Origin of the sequence: Pseudomonas sp. CFBP 13727 (assembly GCF_014841915.1) — a bacterium.
Classification (GTDB): domain Bacteria; phylum Pseudomonadota; class Gammaproteobacteria; order Pseudomonadales; family Pseudomonadaceae; genus Aquipseudomonas; species Aquipseudomonas baltica.
The window spans coordinates 1,393,645-1,411,518 of sequence record NZ_JACYUT010000001.1 but is presented as its reverse complement, the minus strand read 5'-3'; the positions used below and the strand labels follow the sequence as shown (position 1 = coordinate 1,411,518).

General features: G+C 62.8%; 18 protein-coding genes. 11 read left to right on the top strand and 7 right to left on the bottom strand.

Annotated elements, in window-relative coordinates; all coding sequences use genetic code 11:
• Window positions 1-203: 203 nt before the first annotated feature.
• Window positions 204-1,181 carry a putative 2-dehydropantoate 2-reductase gene (locus IFT76_RS06270; protein WP_192057662.1) on the bottom strand — a complete coding sequence of 326 codons (978 nt, stop codon included), beginning with the start codon at window positions 1,179-1,181 and terminating at the stop codon, window positions 204-206.
• Between the two features lie 157 nt (window positions 1,182-1,338).
• On the opposite strand from IFT76_RS06270, the gene IFT76_RS06265 reads away from it, so the two are divergent.
• Together IFT76_RS06265 and IFT76_RS06260 are read left to right on the top strand one after the other, a co-directional pair.
• Window positions 1,339-1,818 carry a YajQ family cyclic di-GMP-binding protein gene (locus IFT76_RS06265; RefSeq protein ID WP_192057661.1) on the top strand — a complete coding sequence of 160 codons (480 nt, stop codon included), beginning with the start codon at window positions 1,339-1,341 and terminating at the stop codon, window positions 1,816-1,818.
• Window positions 1,819-2,017: 199 nt separating this feature from the next.
• On the top strand, window positions 2,018-2,860 hold the full coding sequence (locus tag IFT76_RS06260) for a mechanosensitive ion channel family protein (RefSeq protein WP_122479452.1): 843 nt from the start codon (window positions 2,018-2,020) through the stop codon (window positions 2,858-2,860).
• Between the two features lie 54 nt (window positions 2,861-2,914).
• On the opposite strand, the gene IFT76_RS06255 is transcribed toward IFT76_RS06260, so the two are convergent.
• On the bottom strand, window positions 2,915-4,453 hold the full coding sequence (locus IFT76_RS06255) for an AmpG family muropeptide MFS transporter (protein WP_122479451.1): 1,539 nt from the start codon (window positions 4,451-4,453) through the stop codon (window positions 2,915-2,917).
• Window positions 4,454-4,494: 41 nt separating this feature from the next.
• Window positions 4,495-4,863 (bottom strand): MGMT family protein, encoded by a 369-nt coding sequence (locus IFT76_RS06250; RefSeq protein WP_122479450.1) that lies wholly within the window; start codon window positions 4,861-4,863, stop codon window positions 4,495-4,497.
• 81 nt (window positions 4,864-4,944) lie between these two features.
• On the opposite strand from IFT76_RS06250, the gene IFT76_RS06245 reads away from it, so the two are divergent.
• The 9 genes from IFT76_RS06245 to IFT76_RS06205 all read left to right on the top strand — a co-directional run bounded on the left by IFT76_RS06245 (window position 4,945) and on the right by IFT76_RS06205 (window position 12,703).
• Window positions 4,945-5,952, top strand: a complete 1,008-nt coding sequence (locus IFT76_RS06245; RefSeq protein ID WP_185794023.1) for a DUF481 domain-containing protein — start codon at window positions 4,945-4,947, stop codon at window positions 5,950-5,952.
• Between the two features lie 155 nt (window positions 5,953-6,107).
• Entirely contained in the window at window positions 6,108-6,599 is a 492-nt protein-coding gene (locus IFT76_RS06240; RefSeq protein WP_122479448.1) for an FxsA family protein, read from the top strand.
• Window positions 6,600-6,847: 248 nt separating this feature from the next.
• Window positions 6,848-7,141 carry a co-chaperone GroES gene (locus IFT76_RS06235; RefSeq protein WP_192057660.1) on the top strand — a complete coding sequence of 98 codons (294 nt, stop codon included), beginning with the start codon at window positions 6,848-6,850 and terminating at the stop codon, window positions 7,139-7,141.
• A 45-nt stretch (window positions 7,142-7,186) separates the two neighbouring features.
• Window positions 7,187-8,833, top strand: a complete 1,647-nt coding sequence (gene groL, locus IFT76_RS06230; RefSeq protein WP_122479446.1) for a chaperonin GroEL — start codon at window positions 7,187-7,189, stop codon at window positions 8,831-8,833.
• A gap of 133 nt (window positions 8,834-8,966) precedes the next feature.
• Entirely contained in the window at window positions 8,967-9,650 is a 684-nt protein-coding gene (gene colR / locus IFT76_RS06225; protein WP_122479445.1) for a two-component system response regulator ColR, read from the top strand.
• Window positions 9,640-10,929 carry a sensor histidine kinase gene (locus IFT76_RS06220; RefSeq protein WP_192057659.1) on the top strand — a complete coding sequence of 430 codons (1,290 nt, stop codon included), beginning with the start codon at window positions 9,640-9,642 and terminating at the stop codon, window positions 10,927-10,929. The genes colR and IFT76_RS06220 overlap by 11 nt, the downstream gene beginning before the upstream one ends.
• 144 nt (window positions 10,930-11,073) lie before the next feature.
• Window positions 11,074-11,754 carry a class I SAM-dependent methyltransferase gene (locus IFT76_RS06215; protein ID WP_192057658.1) on the top strand — a complete coding sequence of 227 codons (681 nt, stop codon included), beginning with the start codon at window positions 11,074-11,076 and terminating at the stop codon, window positions 11,752-11,754.
• 5 nt (window positions 11,755-11,759) lie between these two features.
• Window positions 11,760-12,476 (top strand): lipopolysaccharide kinase InaA family protein, encoded by a 717-nt coding sequence (locus tag IFT76_RS06210; protein WP_192057657.1) that lies wholly within the window; start codon window positions 11,760-11,762, stop codon window positions 12,474-12,476.
• Window positions 12,476-12,703 (top strand): hypothetical protein, encoded by a 228-nt coding sequence (locus IFT76_RS06205; protein WP_122479441.1) that lies wholly within the window; start codon window positions 12,476-12,478, stop codon window positions 12,701-12,703. The genes IFT76_RS06210 and IFT76_RS06205 overlap by 1 nt, the downstream gene beginning before the upstream one ends.
• A 37-nt stretch (window positions 12,704-12,740) precedes the next feature.
• Here IFT76_RS06205 and IFT76_RS06200 read toward each other — a convergent pair whose 3' ends face one another.
• The 4 genes from IFT76_RS06200 to IFT76_RS06185 all read right to left on the bottom strand — a co-directional run bounded on the left by IFT76_RS06200 (window position 12,741) and on the right by IFT76_RS06185 (window position 17,809).
• Entirely contained in the window at window positions 12,741-13,838 is a 1,098-nt protein-coding gene (locus tag IFT76_RS06200) for a DUF1513 domain-containing protein (protein ID WP_192057656.1), read from the bottom strand.
• A gap of 2 nt (window positions 13,839-13,840) precedes the next feature.
• The gene (locus IFT76_RS06195) at window positions 13,841-14,905 is read right to left on the bottom strand and encodes an imelysin family protein (RefSeq protein ID WP_122479439.1); all 1,065 of its coding nucleotides are present in this window, start codon (window positions 14,903-14,905) and stop codon (window positions 13,841-13,843) included.
• Window positions 14,906-14,930: 25 nt separating this feature from the next.
• Window positions 14,931-16,358: a di-heme oxidoreductase family protein gene (locus IFT76_RS06190; RefSeq protein WP_192057655.1), complete on the bottom strand. Its 1,428-nt coding sequence runs from the start codon at window positions 16,356-16,358 to the stop codon at window positions 14,931-14,933.
• 98 nt (window positions 16,359-16,456) lie between these two features.
• Window positions 16,457-17,809 carry an imelysin family protein gene (locus IFT76_RS06185; protein ID WP_122479438.1) on the bottom strand — a complete coding sequence of 451 codons (1,353 nt, stop codon included), beginning with the start codon at window positions 17,807-17,809 and terminating at the stop codon, window positions 16,457-16,459.
• Window positions 17,810-17,874: the final 65 nt, after the last annotated feature.

Sequence of the window (17,874 nt, the reverse complement as noted above, 5' to 3'; positions counted from 1 at the left end):
CTGATACACCGCGGCGCCTGTTTCGCGGCCGATGACCGCTCCTACGCAGATCGTGCGTCCCTCCGTAGGAGCGGCCAGTGGCCGCGAAGAGCGCGCTGCGGTATGCCTGATTCACCGCGCGACTGTTTCGCGGCCACGGACCGCTCCTACGGAGATCGTGCGTCCCTCCGTAGGAGCGGTCGGTGGCCGCGAAGGGCGCGGTCTCAGGTCTTGTTCAAGGCCCGCACCAGCCGCGCCTGCAGCGCTTGCAGATGTGGCACCTCGCAGTGCCGCTCCAGCGCGGCTTTGCAGGCGTAGCCCAGCAGATAGTCGATTTCGGTGCGCCGACCCTGGTAGACGTCCTGGTACATCGAAGAGTAATTGGCAGCGGTCGCCTGGATAACCCGTCGTACTTCCTCGTGCAGCCCCTGGGCCGCGTCCACCTGCCCGCACGCGTCCAGCAGCTGTGCCAGCTCGGCGCAAAGGATGGCCACTTCGTCGTGATGGTCCGCCAACGCGCCATTGCGACAGCCGTACAGCACGGTCAGCGGGTTGATCGCGCAGTTGAGCGCCAGCTTGCGCCACAGGCGCGAATGGATACTGGGTGTCCACTGATGAGCGATGCCGGCACGCTTTAGGTCGGCCAGCAAGGCTGCAGGGTGGGTGGGGCAGGCCGGGTCGGCATCGCCCAGCCAGGTAAAGCCCTGCCCGGCGAAAACCGCCTGGAAATCGGCGGCACGGTAGGCGCCTTCGGTGGTCGAGGCATAGATACAGCGCGCCTGCGGCAGCATTTCGGCCACCGCCTGCTGACTGCCCATGCCGTTCTGCAGAAGGATCACTTCGGCGCCGGGTGCCAGCCGCGCGGCGACACTGGCAATGGCCGCTTGCGCATCGTAGGCCTTGCAGGTCAGCAACAGGCGGGTGATCGCGCCCTCGGCGGCCACGTCGGTGGCCGGCAGGCAGTGAACGCTGGCCTCGCCGCTTTCGATCAAGCGCAAGCCACCGGCTGCGCGGTAGGCCTGCAGGCGCGCGGCATTGCGCAATAACAGTTGCACCTGCAAGCCCGCGCGGGCCAGGCGGCACGCCCACAACGTACCCAGGCTGCCTGCGCCCAACACATGCCAGGATCGGGCTGCCGGCGGTTCTGCGACGACCAGCGCTGGTTCGTCGGCGGCCGCATTGCTTGGGGGGAGGTTGCGCATATCAGGCTCGTGTGGAAAGTGATGACCCATGCCTGAATTCAAGCGGTGGGGTGGCATTTCACGATGCCGGCTCCCTTATAATGAGCGGGCATTTCAATCGTCAAGCCAGGCGTGCTCCTTCTTTCAACGAGCCGCCGATCAATTCTGGAGGAAACACATGCCCTCGTTCGACGTAGTGTCCGAGTTGGACAAGCACGAAGTCACCAACGCGGTCGACAACGCCATCAAGGAGCTGGATCGCCGTTACGATCTCAAGGGAAAAGGCAGTTTCGCATTCAAGGAGCTGACGGTCACCCTGACCGCCGAAGCCGAGTACCAGCTGGAAGCCATGATCGAGATTCTCAAGCTGGCACTGGTCAAGCGCAAGATCGACGTGCAATGCCTCGAGGTCAAGGAAGCCTACGCCTCGGGTAAGGAAATGAAGCAGGAAGCGATCCTGCGCGAAGGTATCGAGAAGGAACTGGCGAAGAAGATCGTCGCTCACGTCAAGGACGCCAAGCTCAAGGTGCAGGCTGCCATCCAGGGTGAGCAGGTGCGCATCACCGGCAAGAAACGCGATGACTTGCAGGAGGCAATCGCTGCCCTGCGCGCGAAGGAATTCGGCATGCCGCTGCAGTTCAACAACTTTCGCGATTGATGAAGAACGGCGGGCCGGGCTGAACCTTGCCAGGCGACCGGCGTCGGAGCATCAGTGCGGCCGGAGCCTCTGGCGCCGGGCTTGCCGTGGCCTTTCAGATCGTGGCGCCGGTACGCCCGAGCTGGTCTTTGCCGGTTACCGCACGCTTTTCTTGAACGAAGCTTGAACGAAGCTTGAACGAAGGCGGTAGGAGAACCCCATGGATTTGAACGCGGAAGTCAATCATCTGGTCCAGGCCTCGCAGGCCTGGATTCCGATGGTCATGCAGTACGGCAGCAAGGTGATCCTCGCCTTGGTGGTGCTGTGCGTGGGTTGGTGGTTGATCAACCGAGTCACCGCCAACCTGCAGAAACTGCTGGCCCTGCGTCACATCGATCTGGCGCTGCAGAACTTCATCGGCACGATCGCCAATATCATCCTGAAGATCCTCTTGATGGTCAGCGTGGCCTCGATGATCGGTATCGAGACGACCTCGTTCGTTGCCGCCATCGGTGGTGCGACCCTGGCCATCGGCCTGGCCCTGCAAGGCAGCCTGGCGAACTTCGCCGGCGGCGTGCTGATCCTGCTGTTCCGTCCCTTTCGCATCGGCGACTGGATCGAAGCGCAGGGTGTGAGCGGTACGGTCGACTCCATCCAGATCTTCCATACCGTGTTGCGCACCGGCGATAACCGCACGGTGATCCTGCCCAACGGCAACCTGTCTAACGGCATCATCACCAACACCAACCGTCAGCCCACGCGCAAGATCACCTTCGACATCGGTGTGGACTACGATGCCGACCTGCAGAAAGCTCGCGAGATCCTGCTGGACCTGGCCAAGGACCCACGCGTGTTGCAGACCCCGGCACCCGAGGCCGTCGTGGCGGCCCTGGGCGACAGCTCGATCACCGTGTCCTTGCGGATCTGGGTGAACACTGGCGACTTCGGCGGCGTGACCAACATGCTCAACGGCGAGATCCGCGATCGCCTGCGTGCCGAAGGCATCGACATTCCGTTTCCGCAGCGTGTGATTCGGGTGATGCAGGAAGGCGAAGCCAAGTAGGTTCGCAACGCTTCACGAAAAAGCCCCGGTCATCATGGCCGGGGCTTTTTTTTGTCAGGAGGGTTCTTCGTCAGGCCCGTCGCGCGCGATGCGGGCATTCTCCTGCTTCCAGTGCAGGGCGATCAGCAGCAGGGTCGGCACACCGAGCAGGGCGGTGATGAGGAAGAAATTGTGGTAGCCGAACTTCTCGACCATGACCCCTGAGTAGCCCCCGATCAGGCGCGGCAGGAGGAGCATGATCGAGCTCAGCAGGGCGTATTGGGTCGCCGAGAACTTGAGGTTGGTCAGGCTCGACAGGTAGGCGACGAAGGCCGAAGTGGCGAGCCCGGAGCTGAAGTTGTCCAGCGAGATGGTCAGCACCAGCATCTGCAGATTCGGCCCCATGTCGGCCAGCATCAGGAACAGCAGGTTGGTCCCCGCCGACGTGATGCCACCGATGAACAGAATGGGCAGGATGCCGAAGCGCACGATCAGCAGGCCGCCGAAGCCGGCGCCGAGCAGGGTCATGATCAGGCCGAAGATCTTGCTGACGCTGGCGATCTGGTCCTTGGTGAAGCCTTGGTCGATGTAGAAGACGTTGGCCATGACACCCATCACCGTATCGGACATCCGGTAGGTCGCGATCAGGCCCAGCAGCAGCAATGCCTGCCAGCGGTAGCGCAGGATGAAATCGTTGATCGGTGTGAGCACGGGAGCCAACCCGCGGCGACCGACCGAAGACAGGCACACCGCAGTCAGGATTATGTAGAGCAGCGCACGCAGGAATGCCCGGTCTTCGAGCAGCAGGTCGATCAGGCTCTGGCTGCCGAACAGCACGCTGGCAAAATCGGTGTTGTACAACTGGGTGAACATCGCCGGCACCGACACCAGCAACACGATCAGCACGAACACCGACATCAGTTGGTGGCTGAAGCCGTAGCGCGCTGCGGACAATTGCGTGCGCAGGGCTACCGGGGGTTCGCGCATGATCAGGGTAGTGATCAGTGCCGGTACCATCAGCACACCGAACAGCAGGTACGTGTTGGCCCAGGCCTGGTGCAGATAGGCGAAGCCGGTGGAACCGAAGCCTTCGGCGAAGTACAGCGCACCGGCGGTGGCCAGCAACGCGGCCACGCGATAGCCGGCCATGTAGCTGGCGGCGAGGGCGGCCTGGCGCTGGTCTTCGGCGATTTCCAGGCGGTAGGCGTCTACCGCGATGTCCTGAGTGGCCGAGGCGAACGCGACCACCACAGCAATCGCGATCAACCACGACAGATGCTTCTGCGGGTCGCAGAAACTCATGCCCACCAGGCCGAGGATCACCAGAGCCTGAGCCAGAACCAGCCAGGAACGACGCCGGCCCAGCTTGCCGAGCAGTGGCAGCCGCCACTGGTCGAGCAGCGGCGACCATACCCATTTGAAGGCATAGGCCAGACCGATCAGGCTGGCGTAACCGATGGTTTCACGGGCGACGCCCGCTTCACGCAACCACACCGACAGGGTTGAAAACACCAGCATGTACGGCAGGCCGGCAGCGAAACCGAGCAGCAGAAGCACAACGGTGGAAGGGCTGGCATAAGCGGCGAGCGCGGCGCGCCAGGTTTTACGGGGCATGGGCTGGAATCTGCCTCAGTTTGCGAAACAAAGCGCGCACTCTAACCGCATGCCTGCTCCGGACGCCAGCCATGGCGTGCCATATCCACGCGATTCTTCATGATCAGCACGCCTTCGCCACGCAGGCGTGCGCGTTGTTCGGCCCCGCTGCACGTGCCTGCCGCTAGGCTCAGCCGCCCGCCGGCGGCAACCACACGGTGCCAGGGCAGGCGGGTACCGTCCGGCAGTTGGCTCAGGGTACGTCCGACCCAGCGGGCCGCCCGCCCGAGCATGGCCAGTTCGGCCAACTGTCCATAGGTCACCACTTTGCCCTCCGGTACCTGAGCCAGCACGGTGTACAGCGCAGTGCGGCGAACGGCCGCAGCCTGATCCGGAGTATTTTGCAGTTGAGAATTGAACTCGTCTGTCATCTCGGGGTCTGTCCTTGCTCGGATCTTGTCCTACCGAATAATGCCGCATTTCCTACACTTCAGAGCACCCAGAATCCGCTTATGTTGCCTAGAACCCTGCTGTGCCTTGCCCTGGCTTCCACCTCTTCCGTGACGTTTGCCGATACAGTCTGGTTGAAGAACGGCGACCGTATCTCCGGCAAGATTACCGTGTTCGACGGTGGCAAGCTGATGGTGAAGACTGAATACGGTGGTTCGATTCCTCTGGACTGGAAACAGATCAAGACCATGGAAAGCGACCAGGAACTGCTGGTCAAGCAGGATGACTACATCGGCGAGAAAACCAAGTCGTTCAAGGCCGCCGAAGACGGCAAAGTCATCCTGCAGAACGGTGATGCACCGAAGACCGTCGAGTTGGCCAGCATCCAGCAGATCATCAAGCCCAAGCCGGTGGTCACCGATCTGCAGATCAAGGGCAACGTCGACCTGGGCCTGGACTACAAGCGTGCCGAAACCGATACCGACGACTACAACGTCGCCTTCAAGACTACCGCCAGGCACGGCAAGTGGCGTCATATCGGCTCTGGCGAGTACAACCGCGAGTCCCAGGACAGCATCGTCACGACCGACAATTTCGATCTCGAATACTCCCTTGACCGCTTCCTCACCGATCAGTGGTTCTGGCAGGGCCGGGTTGATTACAAGCGTGACAAGATCGAGGACCTGGAGCGTCAGCGCACCGTGGGTACCGGCCCGGGCTACCAGTTCTGGGACGACGAACTGGGTGCGTTCTCCCTCGGTGGCTTGATCAACCGCACCGACTACCAGTATGCCGACGGCGACAAGGACAACTTCTATTCGCTGGCCATGAAGTGGGACTACAACCGCTACCTGATCGGCAAGACGGTCGAGTTCTTCACCCGCGGCGAACTCGGCAAGCCGATCGGCAACGTCGCCGACTACAGCCTGGATGCCGAAATGGGCCTGCGCTACAAGGTTACCGAATGGGCGTCGTTGAACCTCAAGGCCGAGAAGGACCTGGTCAGCGGCACCAGTGGTGCGGACCTGGACAGTACCCGCTACACCGCCGGTTTCGGTGTCGCCTGGTAACATTGCAATACGCCGACACAAGTCTGCGAGGCCCGGCTGGCGCGGGTTTCGCGGGACTGGCCTAAGCGACTGATGGGTCGCCACCTTGAATTAACGATTTATTGACGTCATCTAGGGTCTACTGGAAGGCATTCTTCCGTAGAGGAAACCATTTGATGCGCGCTTTTCTATTGCTGTTCCTGTTGTTCCCCGTGCTGGAACTGTACGTCTTCTTCAAGGTGAGCACGGCGATCGGGTTCTTTCCCGCGCTGCTGCTCATCATCGCCGGTTCGGCATTGGGTGTGCTGGTCATGCGCGTCGCCGGTCTGGCCACCGTCCTGCGTACCCGAGCCAGCCTGCAGCGCGGCGAGCTGCCTGCCGAGCAGATGTTCAATGGTCTGGTCACCGCCGTCGGCGGCGTACTGCTGATCGTGCCCGGCTTCATCAGCGATCTGCTGGCTGTGCTGTGCCTGCTGCCATTCACCCGGCACTTCCTGATCCGCAAGGTACGCGAGCGTGCCCAGGCGCAAGCCATGCGCCAGCGCGCGTTCGCCGACGACATGCCGCCCCCGGGTGGCCCGGCCCAGGCCTACCGAGCTCACGTCATCGAAGGCGAGGTGATCGAAGGCGAAGTGGTCGGTCGCGACACGTCGCGTCCGGACCGCTGAACACCTGCTGCAACGTGTCAACGGCGCCCTCGGGCGCCGTTTCTTTTGCAGCTTCGCCTGCAAATTTTTTCAGCCCGGCCCTTGTAATCGCTCGCGCCGACCTCATGTATGGGTCACCGCAAGGTTTGTGGCGATTGCGCCACACATGTTCCCGCGTCTTGCGGTGCAAGACGCGACCGGTTACGCCGGAAGATCCACACCGCCGGTACACACCGGCCGATGAAAACCATAATTAGGAGAGATCGACAATGAAGCTTCGTCCTCTGCATGACCGCGTCGTTATCCGTCGCAGCGAAGAAGAGTCCAAAACCGCTGGCGGTATCGTTCTGCCAGGTTCGGCCGCTGAAAAACCCAACCGTGGCGAAATCGTCGCAGTGGGCACCGGCAAGATCCTGGAGAGCGGCGAAGTTCGTGCGCTGGCCGTCAAAGTGGGTGACAAGGTGGTATTCGGCCCTTACTCGGGCAGCAACACCGTCAAGGTCGACGGTGAAGACCTGCTGGTGATGAGCGAGAGCGAGATCCTCGCCGTCGTCGAAGTCTGAAACCACTGAACTCCCGTTACTACCCAGTATTCAAGGAAATCGATCATGGCTGCTAAAGAAGTTAAATTCGGCGACTCCGCCCGCAAGAAAATGCTGACTGGTGTCAACGTCCTGGCAGACGCGGTAAAAGCGACCCTGGGCCCGAAAGGCCGTAACGTGATCATCGAGAAGAGCTTCGGCGCTCCGACCATCACCAAGGACGGCGTTTCCGTTGCCAAGGAAATCGAGCTCGAAGACCGTTTCGAAAACATGGGCGCGCAGCTGGTCAAAGACGTTGCCTCCCGTGCCAACGATGACGCAGGCGACGGCACCACGACCGCTACCGTTCTGGCTCAGGCCATCGTCAACGAAGGCTACAAGGCCGTCGCTGCCGGCATGAACCCGATGGACCTCAAGCGCGGCATCGACAAGGCGACCATCGCCGTTGTTGCCGAGCTGAAAAACCTGTCCAAGCCATGCGCCGATACCAAGGCCATCGCTCAGGTCGGTACCATCTCCGCCAACTCCGACAGCTCCATCGGCGACATCATTGCCGAAGCCATGGAAAAAGTCGGTAAAGAAGGCGTGATCACCGTTGAAGAAGGCAGTGGCCTGGAAAACGAGCTGTCGGTTGTAGAAGGCATGCAGTTCGACCGTGGCTACCTGTCCCCGTACTTCGTCAACAAGCCTGAGACCATGGTCGCCGAGCTGGACAGCCCGCTGATCCTGCTGGTCGACAAGAAAATCTCCAACATCCGTGAAATGCTGCCGGTGCTGGAAGCTGTTGCCAAGGCCGGCCGCCCGCTGTTGATCGTTTCCGAAGACGTCGAAGGCGAAGCCTTGGCGACTCTGGTCGTGAACAACATGCGCGGTATCGTCAAAGTCGCTGCCGTCAAGGCGCCGGGCTTCGGCGATCGTCGCAAGTCCATGCTGCAGGACATCGCCGTACTGACCGGCGGTACCGTTATCTCCGAAGAGATCGGCCTGAGCTTGGAAAGTGCCACCCTGGAAAACCTGGGCAGCGCCAAGCGCGTGACCATTTCCAAGGAAAACACCATCATCGTCGACGGTGCTGGCGTTGAAGGCGACATCCAGTCCCGTATCAACCAGATCCGTGCCCAGGTTGCCGAAACTTCCTCGGACTACGACCGTGAAAAACTGCAGGAACGCCTGGCCAAGCTGTCTGGCGGCGTTGCAGTGATCAAGGTTGGCGCTGGCTCCGAAGTTGAAATGAAAGAGAAGAAAGCCCGCGTTGAAGACGCCCTGCACGCAACCCGCGCAGCCGTCGAAGAAGGCGTGGTACCTGGCGGTGGCGTTGCACTGATCCGTGCTCTGGAAGCGCTGACCAACCTGACCGGCGACAACGCTGATCAGAACGTAGGTATAGCTGTACTGCGTCGCGCAGTCGAAGCACCGCTGCGCCAGATCGCTGCCAACTCCGGCGACGAGCCAAGCGTTGTCGTCAACGAAGTCAAGAACGGCAATGGTAACTACGGTTACAACGCTGCAACTGGCGTCTACGGCGACATGATCGAAATGGGCATTCTGGATCCTACCAAGGTGACCCGTTCGGCCTTGCAGGCTGCAGCTTCCATCGGTGGTCTGATCCTGACCACCGAAGCGGCCATTGCCGACAAGCCGAAAGCCGAAGGCTCGGCTGGCGGCGGCATGCCAGACATGGGCGGCATGGGTGGCATGGGCGGCATGATGTAAGCGAGTCCCGCGCTCTACCTGTCCTCAGGTAAGAAAAACCCCGGCCAGCGATGGCCGGGGTTTTTTTATGCCTGCCCAGCCTATAAGCTGCGCGAGCCCCGCCGGGGCGACAGCAGCACTCGGAGACCTGCCCATGCGAATCCTACTGGTTGAAGACAACCGCGACATCCTGGCCAACCTGGCCGATTACCTGGGTATGAAAGGCTACACCGTCGACTGCGCCCAGGACGGCCTGTCCGGATTGCACCTGGCGGCGACCGAGCACTACGACCTCATCGTGCTCGACATCATGCTCCCGGGCATCGATGGCTATACGCTGTGCAAGCGCCTGCGCGAAGATGCCCGGCGCGATACGCCGGTGATCATGCTCACCGCGCGCGACCAGCTGGACGATCGCCTGCAGGGTTTTCGTTCCGGTGCCGACGACTACCTGCTCAAGCCGTTTGCCTTGTCGGAGCTGGCGGCACGCATCGAAGCGGTCCTGCGCCGGGCCCAGGGCGGCGGTCGTCGCTCGCTGCAGGTGGGCGATCTGATCTACGACCTCGACACCCTCGAGGTCACCCGCGAGGGCCGCCTGCTCAAGCTCAACCCGGTGGGCCTCAAGCTGCTCGCCGTGCTGATGCAGAAGAGCCCCCATGTGCTGCGCCGCGAAGTGCTCGAGGAAGCCCTGTGGGGCGATGACTGCCCCGACAGCGACAGCCTGCGCAGCCACGTCCATCAGCTGCGCCAGGTGATCGACAAGCCGTTCGAGAAGCCCTTGCTGCACACCGTGCACGGTGTCGGTTACCGTCTTGCCGAAGGCCGCGATGGAGTTTAAGCAGAGCCTCGCACAACGCATCATCATCGCGTTTGCGTTGATGAGTGCGCTGGTCGCAGGGGCGTTCGCGGTCGGTATCGTGGCTACCGTGCACCTGGTGGAGGAGCGGTTGATATCCGCAGGCCTGGGCGGCGACCTGCAGCGCCTGCTGCTGATGGACAACGCGGCCGACTGGAGCCATCGCCCCGAGCCCGATCAGTTGTTCTACTACGATAACGGTCCGGGCGACTTCGCGCTCACTGCCGATGTGAGGCATCTGCCACGCGGCTTCCACGAAGTTTTTCGCGGCGACCTGTCCTACCACGCGATGATCGAGGTAGTCGACGGTCGTCGTTACGCCTTGTTGCAGGATCAGAGCGATTTCGAAGAGCGCGAAAGAGTGCTGTTCGCCGTGGTGCTGGTGGGCTTCGTGCTCAGCCTGGCCCTGGCGATCTTTCTTGGCTGGGTCTTGGCACGCAAGGTCATGGCGCCCGTGGTGCGCCTGGCCCGCCAGGTGCGCCATCGTGATCAGATTCTTGGCCTGGCACCGCCATTGGCACCGGACTATACGGCCGACGAAGTCGGCGAGCTGGCCGTGGCCTTCGATGCCACCCTTGGCCGCCTGCGCGATGCCTTGACCCGCGAACGGCTGTTTACCAGCGACGTGAGCCATGAACTGCGCACGCCGTTGATGGTGCTCGCCAGCTCCTGCGAGCTGCTGCTGGAGAACCCGGCGCTGCCGGAGCGTTCCCGTGCGCAGGTGCTGCGCATTGCCCGAGCCTGCGAAGACATGCGTGACCTGGTGCAGACCTTCCTGATGCTGGCGCGGGCCCAGCGCGACGACAGCGGCAGAGCCACGCCGGCCACTCTGGGTCAGGTAGCCGAAGCGCTGCTGACCCAATGGCGACCAGCCATCGAAAAGAAAGGCCTGACCCTTGAGTTCGTCGCTGGTGCGCCCTTGGCGCAGACCTACAACGGTGCTTTTCTCCACGCCGTGATGGGCAACCTGCTGCGCAATGCCCTGCACTACACCGATCAGGGTTTCATTCGTCTGACGCTGGGGGCGAGCGGCTTCCATGTGGAAGACAGCGGTGTAGGGATTCCCGAGGCCCAGCGCGAGGCCATGTTCCAACCGTTCGTGCGCGGCCCGGAAAAGCGTGGAGAAGGGCTAGGCCTGGGTCTGTCGTTGGTCCAGCGGATCTGCGAGGACCAGGGCTGGCAAGTCCATCTGGAGGCCGTCGAGCCCCATGGCTGTCGCTTCAGTGTGGAGCTGGGCCTTGGCAAGCAAGCCCTGGGGTGATGCTTGCTTCGCACCCCAGGTGCAATTATTGTAGGAAATATCCTGTATCAGCTCGGAAACTTCTGACAAATTTTTCACAATGACATGACCTAGCCATGACGGTTGGATGAATAAGGTGTGCGCCACTGTCCTGGAGGCGTGCCCATGTCCGATCCCGTGAAGCTGGAATTTTCCGATAAGTACGATCGCGCTCACGCGCAGAAGTATTTCGACAAACACCGCAACAGTTTTGCTCGACGCATGTCGCACAGACGTGACGAACAGCTGGCCCGCAAAGCCCTGGCCCTGGTCGGCGAGCCTGGATTGGTGCTGGACCTGCCGTGCGGTGCCGGTCGTTTCTGGCCGCTGCTGGCGGAGAAGCAGAACCGGGTGATCATTGGTGCGGACAACTCTGCGGCCATGGTGGAAACCGCCTGCGCTTCACAGCCGGCGCACATCGTTGGCCGGGTGCAGCCGCTGCAGACCTCGGCATTCGATGTGGCCCTGCCGGACAATTCGGTGGACAGCATTTTCTGCATGAGGTTGCTGCACCACATCGGCGAGGCCGAGCACCGCATGACGATTCTCAAGCAGTTTCATCGAGTGACGCGTGACAGTGTGGTCTTGTCGTTGTGGGTCGATGGCAACTTCAAGGCCTGGAAGCGTGAGCGGGCCGAGCATCGTCGACGCCTGCACAACGAGCAGGATGGGTATCAGAACCGCTTCGTGTTGCCGGCGGCAACCGTTGAAGCGGAGTTCATCCAGGCCGGCTTCCGTATCCAGGAACGCCTGGACTTTTTACCGATGTACGCCATGTGGCGAGTATACGTTCTACGTAAGGGGTAAGCAGGATGGCGGTTGAAGGTATGACGGCAGGCACGGCGAGCGGAGATGCCGACTTCGATCACTATTGGCGGCAGCAGGGTGCCTGGGTGGAAGAGCCCAATGTCAGGCGCGGCGGTGAAAGCGGCGTGCAACGCCTGTTCGCTGCCGACGGGCAGATGATCTACGTCAAGCGCCAGGTCGGGCATATCTACCGCAGCTGGCTGCACCCGTTCGGTCGCCCAACGGTGCTGCGCGAACGCGATGCGTTGACCGCGCTCTACCAGCTCGACGTCAATGTACCGAAGATGATCTTTTGCGGTACGCAGCGCGACGAGAACAATCAGTGGCGCGCACTGCTGGTAACCCGTTCCCTGGACGGTTTCGAGGAGTATGAGCACTGGCTGCAGGGCGGGGGCCGCGAACGCCACGGCGAAGCGGTCCACGAGCAGATTCTGCAGAGCCTGGCGACCAATCTGGCGCGCATGCACCGCGGCCGCTGGCAGCACAGCTGCATCTATATCAAGCATGTGTTCGTGCGCGTGACAGGCGAGGGCAGCAATGCACGCGGTGAGATAGCGCTGCTGGACCTGGAGAAGTGCCGTCAGCGCATGACCGCGCAGCAAGCTGCCTCCCACGACATGAAGCAGCTGCGTCGCCATTCGTCGTTCAGTGCACCCGACTGGCAGAAGTTGATCTACCTTTATGAAGCGGCATTCGGCAGCTCCATCAAAGGTTTAGCGTGATGAAACTAGAAATGGCACGAGGTTTGTTTCTGGTGGCAGCCCTGGGGGTGGCCACTGCGGCGGCAGCGGCGTGGGAACAACCCCGCTCGGCCATTGTCAGTGCGGCCCACGGTGAGGGCAATTGCCCATTGCCCCGGTCGCAGAAGGCGCACATCGCAGTGACCCCGGACAAGGATTTCATCCTGTTCATGCTGGGCCTGAGCCAAGGCGTGCGCACCCAGGGTTGAATTCCCGAGCCAGTTCGCTGGCTCACGTTGCACTGGCTCAAGCCAGGTACAGGTGGTTGTCCCAAAGCCCCGATGGCAATTGCAGCGGCATGCCCACCAGCTGCGCTGCTCGGCAGTCATAATGGCGGCAGCGGCCTTGCCCCGAAGTCACCACGAAACCGTCCTCCACAGCCCCCACGCCTGCGCAGTCGGGCAAGGTGCCGTCATGCCTGACCGCACCACTATCCATGTCCCAGATGAAAAAGCGGTTGGCCCTCGGCGCCGTCAGCGCCACCAGGCGCAACTCGCTGTGCACCGCAACGCTGGCGGTGTAGTGCCCCATGGATTGCAATTGCGTCAGCGAAATGGGAAAGGCTTCGAAGGGCTGGCCGGGACGCTTGACCGCCAACAGCGGCGCGCTTTCATGGGCAGGCCCCATGAATTGCTGGCAGGCGAAGACGGTAGCGTCGCTGCCGATTGCCAGGTGCCGCACGCTGTTCATCGGCTGTTCCAGACACTCCTTGCTCAGCAGGGTGCCATCGCGCTGCATCATCACCAGGCTCGGCTGCATGGCATCCAGATTCATCTCGATCCGGCTCTCGGCCTCGGTCCGAATACCGCCATTGGCCACCACCAGGGTTTCGCCGTCCGGCATCCACGATACCTGATGAGGGCCGATGCCATGGGTGGACAGTTCGCCACTGTGCACCAGGCGTCCGTCGACGAAGCGGTAGACCCCCAGAACGCCACGGCCTGGCTCGGTGGTGTCGTTCTCGGTGGCGTACAGCCACTCGCCATCCTTGTGCACTACTGCGTGGCCATAGAAGTGCCGATCTGCCTGGGATGCCAGGGTCTGCAGCAACACGCCGTCGTGCAGATCGATCAAGTAGCTTTCGGTGCCGGGACGGCGAGCCACGAACAGCGCCACAGGCAGCGTCGGGTGCGTGACGATGTCATGGCAGCGTTGGCCTACCTGCGTGGCGAACACCTCGCGGCCGTCCAGCCGATAACCCACGGCGTAGTGCCCGCCATCGGCATCATCGCGCGCAGACAACAGCAGCGGTTCGCGCTGCGGATGCCGGGCCAGCGTCCAGTTGCCCAGGGTCAGTGCCTTGAGCAGTACGTGGGTCAGCTTCTGCGCCGAGCGTACAATCATCGTCAGTCACCGTCGTTGGCATTGAAGCCCAGCTGGATGTTCAGGGCGCGGGCCAGTTCGCCTTCGTGCAGACGGTGGACCACGTTGAGGCTGTCGTAGAGGGTGTTGAGGAACTGTTTGCCGGCATCGTCGCCGAGCAGTTCACCGAGGTTGCGGGTATTGCCGTCGAGCAGCTTCATGGACGCGGCGTAGGCGGCGTCGATCTTGTCGGCCAGGGGTTTCTGCTCGGTGGGCAACAGGCCGCGCAGGCCCTTGCCGTCGACACCGACCCAGACGGTCTGGGCGGCCGCCAGGCTCGCCCGCACGCTGTGCATCGACTGCGCGCTGCGCCAGGCCTCGGCCTGGTAGGGCTGGGCGATACCCTTGCTGAGGCGGCCCATGGGCGCGCCGAGCTTTTTCTTCAGGGTGTCGAGTGCGGTGACCTGCGCACGCAGCACATCGGCGATGGCTTCGTGGGAGTCGGCGTAGCGCTGGTTGGGAAACTTGGTCATCTGCGCGAGCATGCCGTCGGCACTGTTCCAACTGGCGAGGATTTCTTCGGCCAGCGCTTTCTGCCTCTCGCCAATGGCGCTGAGCAGTGGACAGTAGCGCGCTTTCTGCGCGGCATCGGCAATTTCCGGCTTGCTGTCGAACAGGATGTACTCATAGGCCGACAGCCCCTGCACGACCACGCTGGCCTTGGCCAAACCCTGTGCGTCGATGGGTTGCTCGGCGTTGGCCAGTTGCTCGACCTGACGGCCGACGAGGTTCTTCTTGTCCGGCCAGAACTGCACCGACCAGGCTTTGTTGCCCTCGGCCAGCGGCCCGATCAGCAGCGGTTGCAGCTCGGCCCAGGCTCTTTGCGCCTTGAGGAAATCGGCACGCGCGGCATCCAGTGGCTGCGTACCCTGGCAGAACGCCAGGGCGCTGGCAGCCAGTTGCCGATCGGCCTCCACCCAGCGGCTATAGGTCGGCAGGATGACCTGCTTGGCTATGGCCGCACTGGTAACGGCTTGCCGGTCTTGCGGCGAGCAGGCACCCAGTGCCAGGGCGGCGAGGCCGGTGAAGAGCAGCTTGGGACGGAACATGTAGGCTCCTGAAACGTGTGTTCATCTAGAGAGAGTTCAAGAACGCCAGCAGCGCAGCGCGCTGCTGGGCGTCGAATTGCAATACCTGTTGCCTGGCCGCTTCGGCTTCACCGCCGTGCCACAGCACGGCTTCGAGCAGGTTGCGCGCGCGACCGTCGTGGAGAAACTGGCTATGCCCGCTGACCGTTTCGCTCAGGCCGATGCCCCACAGCGGCGGCGTGCGCCAGTCCTGTGCGCCGGCTTTGAACTCGCTGCGCCCGTCGGCCAGGCCGGGGCCCATGTCGTGCAGCAGCAGGTCGGTGTAGGGGCGAATCGTCTGGCTGCGCAGCTCGGGCTCCGCCGCGTCGCTGGCCGTGGTGTATTGCGCCACGTGGCAACCCTGGCAGCCGGCCTGATAGAACAGATTCTTGCCGGCCAGGACCTGCGGCGAGTCGACGTCGCGGCGCGCAGGCACACCCAGGTTGCGGGTGTAGAACAACACCAGACGCAGAATGTTATCACTGACTTCGGGTTCCCCGCCCGGGCCATTGCCGTTGACCGCCTGGCGACAATCGGTTTGCGCCGCCGTACAGTCATCGAAGGGTCGCAGCGTGGTGGTCAGCCCCATGTCGCCGGAAAAGGCATGGACATTCTGCTGGTTCAGATTGGGCTGTCCGGCTTTCCAGCCGAAGCGGCCAGGCACGCTGCGGCCTTGGCTGTCGTCCCATACCTGGTTGGGCCGACCCTTGATCGGCCCGGCGCTATCGGCCTGGTTGCGGACATTCGCCAGGATATCCGCTTCGCTGATTGCTTCGAGCAGGCCCAGGCCGATCATCGGTGGTGCGACCCGCGCCGAGAAGCGTGTGTCGGGATGCAGTGGGCCGTAGCCCAATTGGCTGATCTGCAACTGCGGCTGGCGCAGCTCGACCAGAGTGCCGTCCTTGAAGCGCACCGGCACGCTTTGATAGGTGACCCTCACCTTGCCTTCGGGCACGTGGCCAGGGATGGCCATATCCTGCAGCTGTGTGCCGTAGACCGGCTCGGGCACCACGCCCAGGCGTTCGATCTCGCGCAGGTAATGCGGGCTGTTGGGCAGCGACAAGCGGACCAGCATGGAGACGGCGCTGAGCGCGTTGTCTTCGGGCGGATGGCCGCGGCCATCCTTGATGTGGCAGTTCTGGCAGGCATTGGTATTGAACAGCGGCCCCAGGCCGTCACGCGCGGTGGTGGTAGACGGCGCGATGACCCAGGGGCTGCGGAAGAAGCTGTTGCCCACGCTGAAATCCAGGCGTCGGACCGGCGAAAGATTGGCCGAGGGCATGGAATAGGCGTTGACATCGAATTTGCGCACGGTGGCCTGCCCCGCGCTCTGTGCTTCGCCCGGCTCTGCCTGGGTGAAACGCGGGGCGTCGTCACACCCGACCAGGCCGCAGGCCAGGAGCAGGAAGACGACACGGGGCAGGGATGGGCGCATGAATGGAAAGCTGTGGTGAAGGAAGCGGATGTTCGGCCGACGCATGGGGGCTGCAACTGGCGTCGGCGTAGCCTTCTCCAGTGCAGCCCCCGGTTGAATCAGAACTCGTGATCGGCGGTATCCGGGTTCAGATCGGTGATGCCCAGTTTACCGGCGGCTTGTTCGATTGCGCCGGTCTGCTTGACCAGGGCGGCGATTGCATCGCGTACCACCTGCTGGCCGGCGGCGTTGTCGGCGCTGATCAACTGGTCGAAGTGCTCGCCCTTGTTGGCGCGGTCGACGATGGCCTGCATCTTCGCTTCGGTGTCGGCCAGATCGGCCTTGAGCGCGGTATCGGCAGCCGGGTCGGCCTTGGCCACCAGTGAGGACAGGCTGGCGCCGGTCAGCTTGGTGCCGTCGGTACGGGTGTACTCGCCCAGGTACACGTTGCGGATGCCCTTGGCATTGTAGAAGGCGGAATTGTGCGTGTTGTCGCTGAAGCAGTCGTGCTCGTCTTCCGGCGAGTTGGCTTCGAGCGCGACCTTCATGCGTTCGCCGGCCAGTTCGCCGAGCGACAGGCTGCCCATGCCGAAAAGCATTTTGCGCAGGCCGCTGTCGACCGGTTCGCCGACCAGCGTGGCGCGGTAGTTGTCGGCCACGTTGGGCTTCCAGTTGGCGAGCATCTCTTCGAGGTCGCTGACCAGCAGATCGGTGACGGCCTTGAGGTAGGCGCGACGGCGATCGTTGTGGCCGCCGGTGGCGCCCGCGCCGTCCAGGTAGTCGGAGGCGGGGCGGTTGCCGGCGCCAGGGCCGGTACCGTTGAGGTCCTGACCCCAGAGCAGGAATTCGATGGCGTGGTAGCCGGTGGCGACGTTGGCCTCCGAACCGCCCAGCTCGTTCAGGCTGGCAAGCTTCTCGGGAGTGATTTCGCTGACGTCGACCTTGTCTTCACCGACCTGGATTTCCTTGTTGGCGATGATGTTGGCAGTCGCGCCCGGGTTGCCCAGGGCGTGTTCGTAGCTCTTGTCGGTGTAGTCGATCAGGCCTTCGTCCAGCGGCCAGGCATTGACCTGGCCTTCCCAATCGTCGATCAGGGTGTTGCCGAAGCGAAAGGTTTCGGTCTGCAGGTAGGCAGGGCGCGAGGCTACCCAGGCGTCGCGTGCGGCCTTCAGGGTGGCGTCGCTGGGTGCGGCAAGGAAGGCGTCCACGGCTTTCTGCAGCGTCTGGGCAGTGCTCAGCGCGTCTTCGAAGGTGGCGTGCACGATGTCGGCGTAATGGGCAACCACGGCCTTGGCGGCCGCCTCGTCCAGAGTCCCGGAGGCCGTGGGCACCGCAGCCGGGGCCGCCGGGGCGGATGCAGCCGGGGCTGGGGCCTGGGCAGCGGTGGTGGTTTGCTTGTCCTTGCTGTCGCAGCCGGCAAGAGCGATGGCGATGGCCAGCAGACTGGCGGTGGCCAGGGGCGTACGAATCATGGCGAAATCCTGCGTCAAGAGTGGCGAGCGGGCGCGCCTGTGGCGCGCAAAACTGCGCCATAATG

Bases quoted from the DNA above. Each gene is read 5' to 3' on its own strand.
- groL (WP_122479446.1), top strand. From the start codon at position 7,187: ATGGCTGCTAAAGAAGTTAAATTCGGCGACTCCGCCCGCAAGAAAATG.
- IFT76_RS06185 (WP_122479438.1), bottom strand. From the start codon at position 17,809: ATGATTCGTACGCCCCTGGCCACCGCCAGTCTGCTGGCCATCGCCATC.
- IFT76_RS06270 (WP_192057662.1), bottom strand. From the start codon at position 1,181: ATGCGCAACCTCCCCCCAAGCAATGCGGCCGCCGACGAACCAGCGCTG.
- IFT76_RS06195 (WP_122479439.1), bottom strand. From the start codon at position 14,905: ATGTTCCGTCCCAAGCTGCTCTTCACCGGCCTCGCCGCCCTGGCACTG.
- IFT76_RS06260 (WP_122479452.1), top strand. From the start codon at position 2,018: ATGGATTTGAACGCGGAAGTCAATCATCTGGTCCAGGCCTCGCAGGCC.
- IFT76_RS06265 (WP_192057661.1), top strand. From the start codon at position 1,339: ATGCCCTCGTTCGACGTAGTGTCCGAGTTGGACAAGCACGAAGTCACC.
- IFT76_RS06210 (WP_192057657.1), top strand. From the start codon at position 11,760: ATGGCGGTTGAAGGTATGACGGCAGGCACGGCGAGCGGAGATGCCGAC.
- IFT76_RS06250 (WP_122479450.1), bottom strand. From the start codon at position 4,863: ATGACAGACGAGTTCAATTCTCAACTGCAAAATACTCCGGATCAGGCT.
- IFT76_RS06205 (WP_122479441.1), top strand. From the start codon at position 12,476: ATGAAACTAGAAATGGCACGAGGTTTGTTTCTGGTGGCAGCCCTGGGG.
- IFT76_RS06220 (WP_192057659.1), top strand. From the start codon at position 9,640: ATGGAGTTTAAGCAGAGCCTCGCACAACGCATCATCATCGCGTTTGCG.
- IFT76_RS06215 (WP_192057658.1), top strand. From the start codon at position 11,074: ATGTCCGATCCCGTGAAGCTGGAATTTTCCGATAAGTACGATCGCGCT.
- IFT76_RS06240 (WP_122479448.1), top strand. From the start codon at position 6,108: ATGCGCGCTTTTCTATTGCTGTTCCTGTTGTTCCCCGTGCTGGAACTG.
- IFT76_RS06255 (WP_122479451.1), bottom strand. From the start codon at position 4,453: ATGCCCCGTAAAACCTGGCGCGCCGCGCTCGCCGCTTATGCCAGCCCT.
- colR (WP_122479445.1), top strand. From the start codon at position 8,967: ATGCGAATCCTACTGGTTGAAGACAACCGCGACATCCTGGCCAACCTG.
- IFT76_RS06190 (WP_192057655.1), bottom strand. From the start codon at position 16,358: ATGCGCCCATCCCTGCCCCGTGTCGTCTTCCTGCTCCTGGCCTGCGGC.
- IFT76_RS06200 (WP_192057656.1), bottom strand. From the start codon at position 13,838: ATGATTGTACGCTCGGCGCAGAAGCTGACCCACGTACTGCTCAAGGCA.
- IFT76_RS06245 (WP_185794023.1), top strand. From the start codon at position 4,945: ATGTTGCCTAGAACCCTGCTGTGCCTTGCCCTGGCTTCCACCTCTTCC.
- IFT76_RS06235 (WP_192057660.1), top strand. From the start codon at position 6,848: ATGAAGCTTCGTCCTCTGCATGACCGCGTCGTTATCCGTCGCAGCGAA.